The following is a 14,935-nucleotide window of genomic DNA, read 5'->3' as shown; positions in this document are numbered from 1 at the left end:
AATGCGAAAGCCGACGCACGCCCGATACGGCTGCGTCGGCTTTTACCCGAAACGACCTTAGCCGAACAGTCGCAGCACGCCCTGGTCGGCCTGATTGGCCAGCGAGAGGGCGGTCTGGGACAACTGCTGGCGCGTCTGCAGCGACAGGAGGTTGGCGGCTTCCTCGTTCATGTCGGCCAGCGTCAGGTTGTCGGCGCCGGTCTGCAGGGTATTGATCGTGCTCTTGGTGAAGTCCTGACGATTCTGCACGATCGACAGGTTCGAGCCGAAGGACGAGGACTGCGAGCGGATCGTATCCAGCGCGGTCTTCAGTCCGTCGAGGCGGCTGTCGAGCGCGGTGTCGTCCTCAAATTCCGCATTGGTGGCGGCATCGATGCCGAGCTTCGTATTCGAGATCTCGCGGACGTTGCCGGCCGTGTCCTTCGCCTGGACCTCGATGGTCGAGGTCGAATTCTCGTTCAGGAACAGCTTGAGCTTGTCGCCCTTCAAGAGGTTGATGCCGTTGAAGGAGGCGTCGTCGGAGAACTTGTCGAGCTGGTTGCGCAGGTCGTTGAACTGCGTGACCAGGTTCTTGCGCACGTCGTTCGGGCCGATCGCGTCGGTGGTCGTCGTGCCGGTGCCGGTGACGGCGCCGCTGGCGATACCGCTGATGTCGAGCGAGTCGGTCGACAGGTTTTCGATCCGCAGCTTGCCGTTGTCGGCGGAGGCCCGAACCTTGTCGGTCAGGCTGGTGTTGCTGTTGATGGCTGCGACCAGTTCGTCGACGGTCTTGACCGAGCCGCCGGTCGCGGCCGTTCCGGCCGTCGTGGTCGGGCTGGATCCGAACACCGCGGAGGCCCCGGCGCCGGAGAGGGTCAGATTGTTGGTGCCCGCCACCGCGCCGGCGAGCGTCAGTGTGCCGGCGTTGTTGGTCACCGTGCCGGTGATGCCGGCGGAGGTCAGCTGGGAGGTGATGTAGGTCGCGGCCGTGGCGGCATCGCCGGCATTGGCCGAGGTCAGGGTGATGTTGGCGGTGTTGGTGCCGTCCGAGATCGAGATGACCCGGTCGACCGCAGCCGCGCCGGCCGTGGTCGTGGCACCCGCGCCGAACACGGCGTTGGCGTCTGCACCGCCGACCGTCAGGCTGTTGGAGCCGTTGGCCGCGCCGGCGAGCGACAGGGTGCCCGAGCTGTTGGTGACCGTGCCGGTGATGCCGGCGGAGGTCATCTGGGAGTTGATGTAGGATGCGGCCGTGGCGGCATCGCCGGCATTGGCCGAGGTCAGCGTGATGTTGGCGGTGTTGGTGCCGTCCGAGATCGTGATCACGCGGTCGACCGCGGCGACGGCGGCGGAGCCGGCGGTGCCGGTCTGGCCGGCGGTGCCGTCGAAGCCGGTCGAGTTGGTCGCCGTCGAGGTGCTGCCGTCGTTGATCGCGACGGAGGTCACGCTGACGTTGGACGACGTCCCGGTGGACGACGAGGTCAGAGCGAGGTCGCCGGAGCTGTTCGAGGCGGTGGCGCCGGTCAGCTTGGAGTTGATGACGGTGGCCAATTCATCGACGGTAGCGATGGTGCCGCCGCCGCCGCCGAGCGCGGTGATGACCTCGGCCTGGGTGAAGGTCAGGGCCTGCGCGGAACCGTCGACGGAGACGTTGAACTCGAGCGTGTCCGACGCACCGAGCGAGAAGGACGCGAAGGTGCCCGACGCGGTGACGCCGCCCGAGGTCGCGGCGACAGCTGCGGTCGGGGCCTGATAGGCGGCGGAGCCCGCGACGGTGCTCTGCACCGCCGCGGTCGGCGCCGTGTAGGCGGCCGAACCGACGATCGTGTTCTGGACGGCCGCTGCGGCGGTGGTGTTCAGGGCCACGTTGACCGCGGTCGAACCGACGGCGCCACCGGAGAACGAGATGTTCTTCAGCGCCGAGGTGCCGATCGTCGTGGTGTCGAGCGAATAGGTCTGCGACTTGAAGGTCTTGTCCTGGCGCGCCTGACGGACCGTGGATTGAAGTGATTCGATCGTCCGCGTGATCGCCTTGAGGCCGTTGTCGGCGGCTTCCAGCACCTTGATGCCGCTCGACAGACCATCCAGCAGGTTGGTCAGGTCCTTCGCCCGGCTGGTCAGCGACGCGGCGGTGAAGAAATTCGTCGGATTGTCGAGTGCCGAATTGACCTTCTTGCCGGTCGACAACCGCCCCTGCGTCAGGGCGACCTTATCCGCCGTGTTCTGCAACTGGAGCAGATTGTTGCGGATGCCTTTGGAAAGGACGATATCGGACATCTTTGGCTTCCCTCGCAGGGCCTCGACGCGGAGTCGATTACTGTTCGGGGCATTAAGCACTCATTAGGGTTAATGAAGTGTTTACACGCTGTGCCGAGATTCATCCGGATGAACGCGAAAAGGGCGGCGGGGAGAACCCCGCCGCCGATGGCGTCCGAACAGTCTTCGCAGCGATCAGAACAGTCGCAGCACGCCCTGGTCGGCCTGATTGGCCAGCGAGAGGGCGGTCTGGGACAGCTGCTGGCGCGTCTGCAGCGACAGGAGGTTGGCGGCTTCCTCGTTGGCATCGGCCAGGACGAGGTTGTCGGAACCGGTCTGCAGCGTGTTGATCATGTTCTTGGTGAAGTCCTGCCGGTTCTGCACGATCGACAGGTTCGAACCGAACGACGACGACTGAGAGCGGATCGTGTCGAGCGATTCCTTGAGGGTGTTCAGACGTTCGTCGAGCTGCGCGTCGTCCTCGAATTCGGCGTTGCTCGCCGCATCGATGCCGAGCTTCGAGTTCGTGATCTCGCGAACGTTGCCGGCCGTGTCCTTCGCCTGGATCTCGAGGGTGGAGGTCGAGTTCTCGTTGAAGTTCAGCTTGAGCTTGTCGCCCTTCAGGAGGTTGATGCCGTTGAAGGACGCGTCGTCCGACAGCTTGTCGAGCTGGTTGCGCAGGTCGTTGAACTGCGTCACCAGGTTCTTGCGGATGTCGTTCGGGCCGATCGTGTTGGAGGCCGAGCCGGAGCCGGTCACCGAACCGGTCGAGCTCACGCCGCCGACGGTCAGGTCCGCGGTCGACAGGTTCTCGATGCGCAGCTTGCCGTTGTCGTTGGAGGCCTTGACCTTGCCCGACAGGGTGGAGTCGGCGTTGATCGCGTCGGCGATTTCATCGACGGACTTGGTCGCGCCGGTCACGGCTGCAGTCGCCGCCGTGGTGGTCGGGCTGGCGCCGAACACCGACGTCGAGCCCGCGCCCGAAACGGTCAGGGTATTGGAGCCGTTCGAGGCGCCGGTCAGCGTCAGCGTGCCGGACGAGTTGCTGACCGTGCCGGTGATGCCGGCGGAGGTCAGCTGCGAGGTGATGTAGGTCGCGGCCGTGGCGGCATCGCCGGCATTGGCCGAGGTCAGGGTGATGTTGGCGGTATTGGTGCCGTCCGAGATCGAGATCACCCGGTCGACCGCAGCCGCGCCGGCCGTGGTCGTGGCACCCGCGCCGAACACGGCGTTGGCGTCGGCGCCGCCGACCGTCAGGCTGTTGGAGCCGTTGGCGGCACCGGCGAGCGACAGGGTGCCGGAGCTGTTGGTCGCCGTGCCGGTGATGCCGGCGGAGGTCAGCTGGGAGTTGATGTAGGACGCGGCCGTGGCGGCATCACCGGCATTGGCCGAGGTCAGCGTGATGTTGGCGGTGTTGGTGCCGTCCGAGATGGTGATCACGCGGTCGACGGCTGCGACGGCGGCGGAACCGGCGGTGCCGGTCTGGCCGGCGGTGCCGTCGAAGCCGGTGTCGTTGGTGGCCGTGCTGGTCGAGCCGTCGTTGATCGCGACCGAGGTGACGCTGACATTCGACGACGTACCGGTGGACGACGAGGTCAGGGCCAGCGAACCGGAGCTGTTCGACGCGGTGGCGCCGGTCAGCTTGGAGTTGATCACCGTGGCGAGTTCATCGACCGAGGCGATGGTGCCGCCGCCGCCGCCCAGCGCGGTGATGACTTCGGCCTGGGTGAAGGTCAGGGCCTGGGCGCTGCCGTCGACGGAGACGTTGAACTCGAGCGAGTCCGAAGCACCGAGCGAGATGGACGCGAAGGTGCCCGACGCAGTGACGCCGCCCGAGGTCGCCGCGGAGCCGGCGGTCGGGGCCGTGTAGGCAGCCGAGCCGGCGACGGTGCTCTGCACCGCGGCGGTCGGGGCCGTGTAGGCGGCCGAACCGGCGATCGAGTTCGCGACGGCCGCGGTCGACGTGGTGTTCAGCGCGATATTGACCGCGGTCGAACCGACGGCGCCGCCGGAGAACGAGATGTTCTTCGCCGTGGCCGTGCCGATCGAGGCGGTGTCGAGCGTGTAGGATTCGGTCTTGTTGGACTTGTCCTGGCGCGCCTGGCGGACGGTCGACTGCAGCGATTCGACGGTCTTGGTGATCGCCTTGAGGCCGTTGTCCGCGGCTTCCAGCACCTTAATGCCGTTGGAGAGGCCGTCGAGCAGGTTCGACAGGTCGCTGGCGCGGCTGGAGAGCGAGGAGGAGGTGAAGAAGTTGGCCGGATTGTCGAGGGCCGAGTTCACCTTCTTGCCGGTGGCGAGGCGACCCTGGGTCAGCGCGACGTTGGCGGCGGTATTCTGGAGCTGCATCAGGTTCGACCTGATGCCCTTCGAAAGGACGATATCACTCATAGTACTGGCTCCCATCCTGGGTGCTATTGACGCCTCTCATCCTGAGAGATGGGTCATGACACCATGCGGGTCTTGCCAGTCGGTTAATTCGCAGTCTGAAACTCGACCCTTTCCCCTAGCGGACGCGAAGGAATTTCGAAAATCCGGTGCGGCGGGGACCAAACCCCGCCGCACCCTTAATGCAACGTTACCGAAGGTCCGGAGCGATCAGAACAGGCGCAGCACGCCCTGGTCGGCCTGGCTGGCCAGCGAGAGGGCGGTCTGGGACAGCTGCTGACGCGTCTGCAGCGACAGGAGGTTGGCGGCTTCCTCGTTGGCATCGGCCAGGACGAGGTTGTCGGAACCGGTCTGCAGCGTGTTGATCATGTTCTTGGTGAAGTCCTGCCGGTTCTGCACGATCGACAGGTTCGAACCGAACGACGACGACTGCGAGCGGATCGTGTCGAGCGACGACCGCAGGCTCTCGACGCGGCTGTCGAGCGAGGAGTCGCTCTCGAACTCGGCATTGGTGGCGGCCGTGACGCCGAGTTTGGCGTTGGTGATCTCGCGGACGGCGCCGGCCGAGTCCTTCGCCTGGATCTCGAGGGTGGAGGTCGAGTTCTCGTTGAAGTTCAGCTTGAGCTTGTCGCCCTTGAGCAGGTTCACGCCGTTGAACGAGGCGTCGTCCGACAGCTTGTCGAGCTGGCCGCGCAGGTCGTTGAACTGCGTCACCAGGTTCTTGCGCACCTCGTTGGCGCCGATGGTGTTGGTCGCCGAGCCGGAGCCGGTGACCGAGCCGGAGGAGTTGGCGCCGGTGACGGTCAGGTCGGAGGTCGAGATGTTCTCGATGCGCAGCTTGCCGTTGTCGTTGGACGCCTTGATCTTGCCGGTCAGCGACGAGTTGCCGTTGATCGCCGTGACCAGTTCGTCGACCGACTTGACCGCACCGGTCACCGCGGCGGTGCCGGCCGTGGTGGTGGCACTCGCGCCGAACACCGCGGAGGCGCCGGCACCACCGACCGTGAGGCTGTTGGAGCCGTCCGAGGCGCCGGCGAGCGTCAGCGTGCCGGAGCTGTTGCTGACCGTGCCGGTGATGCCGGCGGAGGTCAGCTGCGAGGTGATGTAGGTCGCGGCCGTGGCGGCATCGCCGGCATTGGCCGAGGTCAGCGTGATGTTGGCGGTGTTGGTGCCGTCCGAGATCGAGATCACCCGGTCGACGGCTGCGACGGCGGCGGCGCCGGCGGTGCCGGTCTGGCCGGTCGTACCGTTGAAGCCGGTGTCGTTGGTCGCCGTGTCGGACGAACCGTCGTTGATGGCGACCGAGGTGACGCTGACGTTGGACGAGGTGCCGGTGCTGGTCGACGTGAGGGTGAGGTCGCCGGAGCTGTTCGACGCGGTCGCGCCGGTCAGTTTGGAGTTGATGACGGTCGCGAGTTCGTCGACCGAGGTGATCGCGCCGTTGCCGCCGCCGAGGGCCGTGTCGACCTCCGCCTGGGTGAAGGTCAGGGCCTGGGCGCTGCCGTCGACCGAGACATTGAACTTCAGCGTGTCCGAAGCGCCGAGCGTGAACGACGCGAAGGTGCCCGAGGCCGTCACGCCGCCCGAGGTCGCCGCGGAGCCGGCGGTCGGGGCCGTGTAGGCGGCCGAACCCGCGACCGTGCTCTGCACGGCGGCCGAGGAGGTCGTGTTCAGCGCGATGTTGACGGCGGTCGAACCGACGGCGCCGCCGGAGAACGAGATGTTCTTCACCGACGAGGTGCCGATCGCGGTCGCGTCGAGCGTGAAGGACTCGGTCTTGTTGGACTTGTCCTGGCGCGCCTGCAGCACGGTCGACTGCAGCGATTCGACGGTCTTGGTGATCGCCTTGAGGCCGTTGTCGGCGGCTTCCAGCACCTTGATGCCGTTGGACAGGCCGTCGAGCAGGTTCGACAGGTCGTTGGCGCGGCTGGACAGCGACTGCGAGGTGAAGAAGTTGGCCGGGTTGTCGAGGGCCGAGTTCACCTTCTTGCCGGTGGCGAGGCGGCCCTGGGTCAGCGCGACGTTGGCGGCGGTATTCTGGAGCTGCATCAGGTTCGACCTGATGCCCTTCGAGAGAACGATATCGCTCATTGATTAGATCCCGTCCTGGGGGGTTAGTCCACGTCTCCTTCTGAAGACGCCGCACCCTGGCCGGGTTTTCCTTTCCGCCAAATCAAGAATAGAAACCCGTTTTGGGGCTTTTGTTGCTTTGGCTATCAGAGTCTGAATCGTCGCTAGACTGACTTACGGAGGATTCACGGTGAATCTTCAGTTTACGGACGGCGCCGGTCGGCAAGAAACGCCAAAAGCCGCCGGCCCCTACGGGCGGCGGGGCTCAGCCGGCCGGCGACAGCGCCCTTTCAGGCGCTGTACTGCGCGACGTGGCTCTGGTTCATGTCCGAGTCGAGGAGCACGTTGAGCGCGTTCTTCATGCGCAGATAGGCATCTGCCGGCACCTGGTCGACGACCTGGCCAGAATTCTCCTCGATATACTTCATCACGATCATGCCGGTCGCGGCATCGTTTTCGATTTCGCGGCGCCGCAGGCTCGGAAGCTGGATGCCGGCGCGAGCCGCCTGGCTCTCCGCCTGGGTGTCGCGTCCGCGCGCTTCTCCGGACGCGGTCGCCTGCGTCACGGTGGCTTCGATCGGCAATTCCGTCTTGGTCGCGGCCGAGAGCTCCGGCGGTCGGGCAGGAGCCACTGGCTGCGGGCTCGCGACCGTTCTGGTCAACCCGGTGTCCATGGCTATCTCCTGGGTCCTCCTGGACCCGCACTTACTAACGCCATCACGCTAGGCCGCCGGATTGAATCGTTCGTTAATTCATCATGGCGAATTTCCAGGTATCGGCGAATTGCCGAGAGTCTTCGCGTGTGAATTCGACGCGGCCGCAGGATGTTGGGCAAAGCATCCTGTTGAATATCCGCAGCGTTTAAATCGAATGCGTGAATTTCGGGACTTGCCGCGTTAACCTTCCGCAGCGGGACGGGACTCGATGACGCCGCTCAGAGACTCCGGTCGAGCGCGATGCCGCGGGCGCCGACCTGTGCGGCGGGGCGCACGGTCGAGCCCGGCCCATAGGTACGCGGGCCGGCCTGCCGGCCGACAGATTCCGAGACGTTGCGCAGGATGTCCTCCGCGACCTCGCGCGCGGTGGCGAGCACGGCGAGGTTGGTCTTGAGCAGGTCCGCGAACTCCCCATGGCGCCGGCGCAGCGCCTCGACGGCCGCCGGGGCATGGCGGGCCAGCGCGACCGAGTTGGTCTTCACGCGGCCGCGGATGCGCACATAGGCGGCGGCGAGGCGGGACTTTTCCGGCTCGATCTCGCTCGCCTTGATGAGGGCGCCGGCGCGGACGAGGCGGGTCTCCTCCTCGATGGCGCCGATCAGTCCCTCCATGGTGTCGGAGAGTTCGGCGAGGATCGATTCCGCCGCGGCCGGCGTCATCACCAGGATTTCGGGGTTCTCGTCGGAGGACAAGAAGACGTCGTTCACGACCGGGCTCCTTCCTGGACCTTCATCAATTCCCGATAGACCGCGTCGGCGATGCCGATGCCGCCGGCCTTGGTGATCGACTTGCCGTACTGGTCGACCAGCATGCCGCGCCAGGTCTCCTCGGCCGAGCCGCCGTGAAACGGGCTCTTGGCATCGATCTCCGGCATCATCTGCTTGAGCATGCTGGACAGGAACACGGACTCGTATTCCTGCGCGACGGCGCGCATCCGGCTGGCGCGATCGCCGGACTTGTCGGCGGTCGGCACGCTGTGCAGAGCCGACGGCGGCATGGCGATGTCGGCGGTCATGCGCATCAGATCACCTCGATTTCGGCCTGGAGCGCGCCGGCGGCCTTGATCGCATGCAGGATCGAGATCAGGTCGCGCGGACCGACCCCGAGGGCGTTGAGGCCATCGACCAGCTCGCGCAGCGAGACGCTTTCCCGCACGATGCCGAGCCGGCGCTTGTCGTCGGTATTGACGGTCACCTGGGTGCGCGGCGTGACCACGGTCTGGCCCTGCGAGAGCGGGTTCGGCTGGCTGACCTGGGCATCCTCGGTGACCGTGACGGTCAGGTTGCCCTGCGCGATGGCGACGGTGGAAACGCGCACGTCCTGGCCCATCACGATGATGCCGGAGGCTTCGTCGACCACCACCTTGGCCGGCAGGTCGGGCTGCACCGCGAGCTGCTCGATGTCCGTGATCAGGTCGACGATGTTGCCGTTGAACTTCTGCGGCAGCGTGATGCGCACGTTGGACGGATCGGTCGGTTCGGCGACGGGCTGGCCGAGCAGATCGTTGACCGCCTGGGCGATGCGCCGGGCCGTGGTGAAGTCCGGATTGCGCAGCGAGAGGCGGACCGAATTCATGGTTGCGAGCTTGAACTCGATCTCGCGTTCCACGATCGCGCCGGAGGCGATCCGGGCCGTGGTCGGAACGCCGCGGGTGACGCTCGCCCCGTCGCCCTTGGCGACGAAGCCGGAGACGGCGAGGGGGCCCTGCGCGATCGCATAGACCTCGCCGTCGGCGCCGAGCAGCGGGGTGACCAGCAGCGTACCGCCCTGCAGGCTCTTGGCGTCGCCGAGTGCGGACACGTTCACGTCGATGCGGCTGCCCTGGGTGGCGAAGGGCTGCAGGTTGGCGGTCACCATGACGGCGGCCACATTGGCGGTGCGCAGGTTGGCACCGCGGGTGTTCATGCCCAACCGCTCCAGCATGGCCTGCAGGGATTGCCGGGTGAAGGGCGCGTTGTTGAGGCTGTCCCCAGTGCCGTTGAGGCCGACCACCAGGCCGTAGCCGACCAGTTGGTTCTCGCGCACGCCCTCGATCGAGGCGAGATCCTTGATTCGCGAGGCCGCCGCCGCCGGCGCCGCGCCGCCCGGCAGGACGACCAGACCGCACAGCAGCACGGCGGCAAGGCGCTTCACGACGTTTCGCGGCATCGGACGAGGTCTCCCAGAGATTTCGCCAGAGAACCTTGCGAGGTCCGTGCCAGGACGGCGGGGATGCGAAAACGCTTGGTTCGTCAGGGATATGCCGCGCGCGAGCGGTCGATCGGGGGCTCAACGGACCCCTTCTTCACCGGCAGGAAGCGTCGGGGCCCGGCAAGTTCTGCCGGGTCGTTAAGGCTTCGTTAACCATGCCGGCGAATCCTCCGACCGGAGACGTCCGGACCGTGCAGGAATTCGGATCTGCCGGGTGCCGGGAATGGGGTGAGACGATGCGGATCGAGGGGCCGAACCGGACGGGGCTTGCGGCGGGGCCGGGCGCCTCCCGGAAGACCGGGGCGGGGACCGGCTTCGTGCTGCCAGAGCAGCAGACCCAGCGCGCCACCACGACCGCCGCCGCCACCGGCATTTACGACGTCGCCGCCCTGATGGCCCTGCAGGCGGTCGATGCGCCGAACGAGCGCCGGCGCAAGGCGGTCAAGCGCGGCTTCGCCATGCTCGACATCCTGGACGACATCCGGGTCGATCTCCTGTCCGGAGAGATCGCGCCGGAGCGGCTGGAACGGCTTGCCGGCGTGCTCGGCGAGCGGGCCGAGGCCGGCGAGGCCGAGGTCGATGCGCTGCTCGACGAGATCGAACTGCGCGCCCGCGTGGAACTGGCCAAACGCGGCCGCTTCCCGGAATAGGCCCACGCGGGGCGATCCGGATCCGTGCCGGCAGTGGCTCCCGACGGCAGCGCGGACCCGGCGGCGTCACCGCCAATCTCGACAAAAGCTCCTAAGTCCGTGGATCGCCTTATTTTTGGGCGTTGGCGAATGTTCATGCGCGCGTCGTCGATGCGGCGTTGTATCCGGTCCGTACCGTGTCTATATTCCGCCCGCCTCGCGAGGGGGATCAATGGGAGACGCAAGACATATGGTGTCGATCGAGCTCGATGAGGATTACCGCCCGTCGGACGACGAGGCCTTCATGAACGATCGTCAGCGCGAGTATTTCCGCAAGAAGCTTAACGCCTGGAAGGATGATATCCTGAAGGAGTCCAAAGAGACTCTGCAGCATCTGGCCGATGAAAGCCAGAATCATCCCGACCTCGCCGATCGCGCCTCTTCGGAAACCGATCGTGCCATCGAACTGCGCGCCCGCGACCGGCAGCGCAAGCTGATCGCCAAGATCGACGCCGCGCTGAAGCGGCTCGACGACGGGACCTACGGCTATTGCGAGGAGACCGGCGAACCGATCTCCCTGAAGCGGCTTGATGCGCGCCCGATCGCGACACTGTCGATCGAGGCGCAGGAACGCCACGAGCGGCGCGAGCGGGTCTACCGTGACGACTGACGCCGAATGGCTTCCGGCATCGAGAGGCCGGGCGCCCTGAAACGGAATTGGCTCCGAAGCGCCGGTCGTGTCCGCACCCTTGGCGGGCGTCCGGGCGGAAGCCGCGACGCATCGGGCGCGGCGGCGATTTCGCCGACGGTCGGCCTGCGCTAGACTGCCGATGCCGGACCACCCGGCGGGACGGCATCGTGCGGGCGGGTGGAGCCTGCGGCCGTCGCCGGTCGAAGGCAACGTCGCCGCCATGGCGGGACGGGTCCGTCCAGACGAGGCGGGTCAGCCCGGGCGGCGGCGCCGAGACAATTTGCGGCCCGGCCGGCATTTCGGCCGTCGGCCGAAATCAAGAACGAACATCGTGCGGGAGGCAGACATGGGCGGGATTTCGCGGCGCGGCTTCGCAGGACTTGGAGCCGCAGGGCTCGCCGCCATGATGCTGCCCGGGCGGGCCGCGGCTGCCGACAAGGTTGTGGTCGGCGTGCTGCGCTTCGTGTCCTCGGGCGGCCTGTTCATCGCCAAGGAGCGCGGCTATTTCGCCGCCGAGGGCATCGATCTCGACCTGCAGTTCTTCGAGGCCGCCCAGCCGATCGCCGTCGCCATCGCGTCGGGCGATCTCCAGTTCGGGCTGACCGCGCTGACCGCCGGCACCTTCAATCTCGCTGCCAAGGGGGCGCTCAAGGTCGTCGCCTCGCAGGGTATGGAGAAGAAGGGCGTCAAGGGCAACGCCCTGATCGCCTCCAACGAGGCCTATGCGAAAGGCTTCAACGCCTTCGAGAAGCTGCCCGGCACCGCGATCGCGATCACCCAGGTCGGCTCCTCGTTCCACTACCAGATGGGCCAGATCGCGGCCGCCAAGGGCTTCGATCTCGCCAAGGTCGAGATGAAGCCGCTGCAGACCCTGCCCAACATGATGGCGGCGGTGAAGTCCAACCAGGTCGACGGCGCCCTGATCGCCCCGCATCTCGCCCGCGGCATGATCGATCGCGGCGAGGCCAAGCTGATCGGCTGGTTCTCCGATCTCGCCCAGTACCAGTTCGGCGCGCTGTTCGTCGCCAGCAAGGTGGCGACCGGCAATCGCGACCTGACCGAGCGCTTCGTGCGCGCCTACCAGAAGGGCATGGCCGACTATGCGGCCGCCTTCATGCGTGTCGACGGCGCCGGCGAGCGCATCTTCGACGATGCCGCCAAGGCGACCGCGGCGCTGGTCGCCAAGCATGTCTATCCGTCGGAAGCGGCCGAGACCGCGGCCCCGAAGGTCTTCGCCGCCGCGGTCGCCGTCGACGACCGGGCGCGGGTCGATCTCGCCGATCTGGAGCGTCAGGTCGCCTGGATGAAGGCCGAGAAGCTGGTCGGTGCCGACGTGGACGCGAAGAGCTTCGTCGACATCTCCTTCGCCAAGTGATGCGGACCCGGCCGGGACGCAAGGGCACGGGGCTGGCGGATCGATGGACCTGATCGCGACCGGCCTCGGCCATGCCTATGACGGCCTGACCGTGCTCGACGACATCTCGCTGACGGTCGCGAGCGGCGAGATCGTCGCCCTGCTCGGGCCGTCCGGCTGCGGGAAGTCGACCCTGCTGAGGATGCTCGGCGGGCTCGAGCGGCCCGTGACCGGGCGCGTCGAGATGCGCGGCGCGCCGCCGGCCGCCTCGCTCAATCCGCTCACCTACGTGTTCCAGGATTTCGCGCTGGTGCCCTGGCGCACGGTCGCCGGCAACGTTGCGCTGCCGCTCGAACATCACCGGCTCGGCGCGGCCGAGCGCGCGCGGCGGGTCGCCGAGGCCCTGGCGCGGGTCGGATTGTCCGATTTCGCATCGGCCTATCCCCGCCAGCTGTCCGGCGGCATGAAGCAGCGCACCGCGATCGCGCGCGCCTTCGCGGTCGAGCCGGCCGTGCTCCTGATGGACGAGCCGCTGTCCGCGCTCGACGCCCAGACGCGCGACCTGCTGATCGAGGATCTGGTCCGACTGTGGACCGAGACCCGCTTCACCGCCGTCTACGTCACCCACAATGTCGCCGAGGCCGTGCGGCTCGGGCACCGGGTGGTGGTGCTGTCGCGCCGCCCGGGTCGCATCCGTGCCGTGGTCGAGATCGCCGAGCCGCTCGACCGGCGCCGCGAGGGTTCGCCGGCACTGGGCGCGGCGCGCGAACAGATTTGGGAGCTGGTGCGCGGCGAGGCGGCGGCGGCCGACCGGGAGATGGTCCATGGCTGAGCCGGCCGCGCTGCCCTCCGATGCCGCGGCCGATCCGGCGCGCGCGCCGGCCTCCGCATCCCCGTCCGGCGCACCGATCCGGCCGGTGCCGTTCCGCGGCGGCGGCTTCGCGCCGCGCAGCCTGCGTTTCGGTTCGCCCGCAACCTTTCTCGGCCTGCTCGGCCTGTGGTGGGCGGCGACGCATTTCGGCTGGATCAGCCCGCTGGCGCTGCCGAAGCCCGAAGAGGTCGGCCGGGCCTTCCTCGATCTCGCGACCTCGGGCCTGCTCTGGCAGCATCTGGCCGCCTCGCTCTGGCGGCTCGGCCTCGGCTGGGTGATCGGCGCGGCGGCCGGCACGGTGGTCGGCTTCGCCATCGGACTGTCGTCGCTCGCCCGTTCCACGGCGCTGCCGATGGTCTCGGCCATGTTCCCGGTGCCGAAGATCGCGCTCCTGCCGCTGTTCATCCTGTGGCTCGGCATCGGCGAGGTGTCCAAGGTCGCCACCATCGCCTTCGGGGTCTTCTCGCCGATGGCCATCGCGGCCTTCGGCGGCGTCGACGGGGTCGACCGCAACCTCGTCCGCATGGCGCAGAGCTTCGGCATGCCGACCCGCGCCATCGTGCTGAAGATCGTGCTGCCCGGCGCCATGCCGGCGCTCCTCTCCGGCGCGCGCATCTCCGCCTCGATCGGCATCATCCTGCTGACCGCGGCCGAGATGATCGGCGCGCGCTACGGCATCGGCGCGCTGGTGTTGTCGGCCGGCAACCTGATGGCGACCGACCAGCTCGTCGCCGGCGTCCTGGTCCTGTCCGCCATGGGGCTGACCGTGTCGAAGGGGATCGGAGCGATCGAGAAGCGGGTCCTGCGCTGGCGGGCCTGACCCTCAGCCTCAATCGCGCGCGGCGAGCCGGGCGGCCACGAAATCGACCAGCGCCCGCACCCGCGGCAGGGATTGCCGGCCGGGGGGCATCAGGGCGGTGATCGGCACGGGCTCGGAGACATGGTGGTCTGCGAGCAGCGGCACCAGCCGGCCGGCGGCGAGATCGTCCTCGATCATGAAGGCGGCCAGCCGCGCGATGCCGAGGCCGGCGAGCACCATGTCGCGCAGCACGTCGGCGCTGTCGCAGGTCAGCGCGCCGGAGACCTTCAGCGGCACGACGCGCCCGTCGATGCGCATCGGCCATTCCGCCAGCCGGGCATAGCCGGTCAGTCGCAGGCAGACATGGGCGGCGAGATCGGCCGGCACCACGGGCGCGCCGTGTCGGGCGAGATAGGCCGGCACGGCGCAGACCACGCGGGTCGAGGTCGCCAGCGTGCGGGCGATCAGGCTGGAATCGCCGAGCGGGCCGGTGCGGATGGCGACATCGATCTGCTCGCCGATGATGTCGACCCGACGGTCGGCGACGGCGAGCTCGAGCGCGATCTCCGGATAGAGTGCATGGAAATCGGGGAGCAGCGGGACCAGCCGGTGCTTGGCGAAGGCCGTGCCGGTGGTCACCCGGACGAGGCCGCGCGGCCGGCCGCGCGCCGCCATCACCTCGGCTTCGGCGGAAGCGACCGCCGCGACGATATCGCGGCCGCGCGCCAGCAGGGTCTCGCCCTCCGGCGTCAGCGCTAGCCGGCGCGTGGTGCGCTCGATCAGGCGCACGCCGAGCCGGTCCTCCAGCCGCGACACGATCTTGGAAACCGCCGAGGCGGTCAGCCCGCGATCGGCCGCCGCCGCGGCGAAACTGCCGAGGTCGATCACCCGCACGAAGGTGGCCAGTTCGTCGGTCGGCGTGCCTTTATTCATGAAGTTCTGTCATGAGAGATGGCGTCGGATCGCGGATTATACGGCGAACCGGATCGAAT

General features: G+C 67.7%; 13 protein-coding genes. 5 read left to right on the top strand and 8 right to left on the bottom strand.

Annotated features, from left to right (window positions below):
- Positions 1-57 precede the first annotated feature (57 nt).
- The 7 genes from KL771_RS14150 to KL771_RS14120 form a co-directional block, all read right to left on the bottom strand.
- On the bottom strand, positions 58-2,256 hold the full coding sequence (locus KL771_RS14150; protein WP_261969193.1) for a flagellin N-terminal helical domain-containing protein: 2,199 nt from the start codon (positions 2,254-2,256) through the stop codon (positions 58-60).
- 174 nt (positions 2,257-2,430) lie between these two features.
- Entirely contained in the window at positions 2,431-4,626 is a 2,196-nt protein-coding gene (locus KL771_RS14145; protein WP_261969192.1) for a flagellin N-terminal helical domain-containing protein, read from the bottom strand.
- A 207-nt stretch (positions 4,627-4,833) separates the two neighbouring features.
- The gene (locus KL771_RS14140) at positions 4,834-6,714 is read right to left on the bottom strand and encodes a flagellin N-terminal helical domain-containing protein (RefSeq protein ID WP_261969191.1); all 1,881 of its coding nucleotides are present in this window, start codon (positions 6,712-6,714) and stop codon (positions 4,834-4,836) included.
- A 269-nt stretch (positions 6,715-6,983) separates the two neighbouring features.
- A complete protein-coding gene (locus KL771_RS14135) occupies positions 6,984-7,367 on the bottom strand; it encodes a hypothetical protein (RefSeq protein WP_261969190.1) in 384 nt (127 codons plus the stop codon).
- Between the two features lie 260 nt (positions 7,368-7,627).
- Positions 7,628-8,116: a flagellar protein FlgN gene (locus KL771_RS14130; RefSeq protein WP_261969189.1), complete on the bottom strand. Its 489-nt coding sequence runs from the start codon at positions 8,114-8,116 to the stop codon at positions 7,628-7,630.
- Positions 8,113-8,424 (bottom strand): rod-binding protein, encoded by a 312-nt coding sequence (locus KL771_RS14125; RefSeq protein ID WP_210168249.1) that lies wholly within the window; start codon positions 8,422-8,424, stop codon positions 8,113-8,115. The genes KL771_RS14130 and KL771_RS14125 overlap by 4 nt, the downstream gene beginning before the upstream one ends.
- A 5-nt stretch (positions 8,425-8,429) precedes the next feature.
- Entirely contained in the window at positions 8,430-9,557 is a 1,128-nt protein-coding gene (locus tag KL771_RS14120) for a flagellar basal body P-ring protein FlgI (RefSeq protein ID WP_261969188.1), read from the bottom strand.
- Positions 9,558-9,754: 197 nt separating this feature from the next.
- Here KL771_RS14120 and KL771_RS14115 point away from each other — a divergent pair, with 197 nt between their 5' ends.
- The 5 genes from KL771_RS14115 (at position 9,755) to KL771_RS14095 (ending at position 13,964) form a co-directional block, all read left to right on the top strand.
- Entirely contained in the window at positions 9,755-10,249 is a 495-nt protein-coding gene (locus KL771_RS14115; protein WP_315901497.1) for a flagellar assembly protein FliX, read from the top strand.
- 229 nt (positions 10,250-10,478) lie between these two features.
- Positions 10,479-10,898 carry an RNA polymerase-binding protein DksA gene (gene dksA, locus KL771_RS14110; protein ID WP_276557212.1) on the top strand — a complete coding sequence of 140 codons (420 nt, stop codon included), beginning with the start codon at positions 10,479-10,481 and terminating at the stop codon, positions 10,896-10,898.
- A 367-nt stretch (positions 10,899-11,265) separates the two neighbouring features.
- Positions 11,266-12,294, top strand: a complete 1,029-nt coding sequence (locus tag KL771_RS14105) for an ABC transporter substrate-binding protein (RefSeq protein WP_261969186.1) — start codon at positions 11,266-11,268, stop codon at positions 12,292-12,294.
- 43 nt (positions 12,295-12,337) lie between these two features.
- Positions 12,338-13,105 carry an ABC transporter ATP-binding protein gene (locus KL771_RS14100; protein ID WP_261969185.1) on the top strand — a complete coding sequence of 256 codons (768 nt, stop codon included), beginning with the start codon at positions 12,338-12,340 and terminating at the stop codon, positions 13,103-13,105.
- Positions 13,098-13,964: an ABC transporter permease gene (locus KL771_RS14095; RefSeq protein ID WP_261969184.1), complete on the top strand. Its 867-nt coding sequence runs from the start codon at positions 13,098-13,100 to the stop codon at positions 13,962-13,964. Before KL771_RS14100 ends, KL771_RS14095 begins: the two co-directional genes overlap by 8 nt.
- A 9-nt stretch (positions 13,965-13,973) precedes the next feature.
- Here KL771_RS14095 and KL771_RS14090 read toward each other — a convergent pair whose 3' ends face one another.
- Entirely contained in the window at positions 13,974-14,876 is a 903-nt protein-coding gene (locus tag KL771_RS14090; RefSeq protein ID WP_261969183.1) for a LysR family transcriptional regulator, read from the bottom strand.
- Positions 14,877-14,935 lie beyond the last annotated feature (59 nt).

It is taken from the genome of Prosthecodimorpha staleyi (genome assembly GCF_018729455.1).
Taxonomy (GTDB): Bacteria; Pseudomonadota; Alphaproteobacteria; order Rhizobiales; family Ancalomicrobiaceae; genus Prosthecodimorpha; species Prosthecodimorpha staleyi.
Note: the sequence above shows the minus strand (reverse complement) of the source record. Positions and strands in the feature narration are given on the sequence as shown.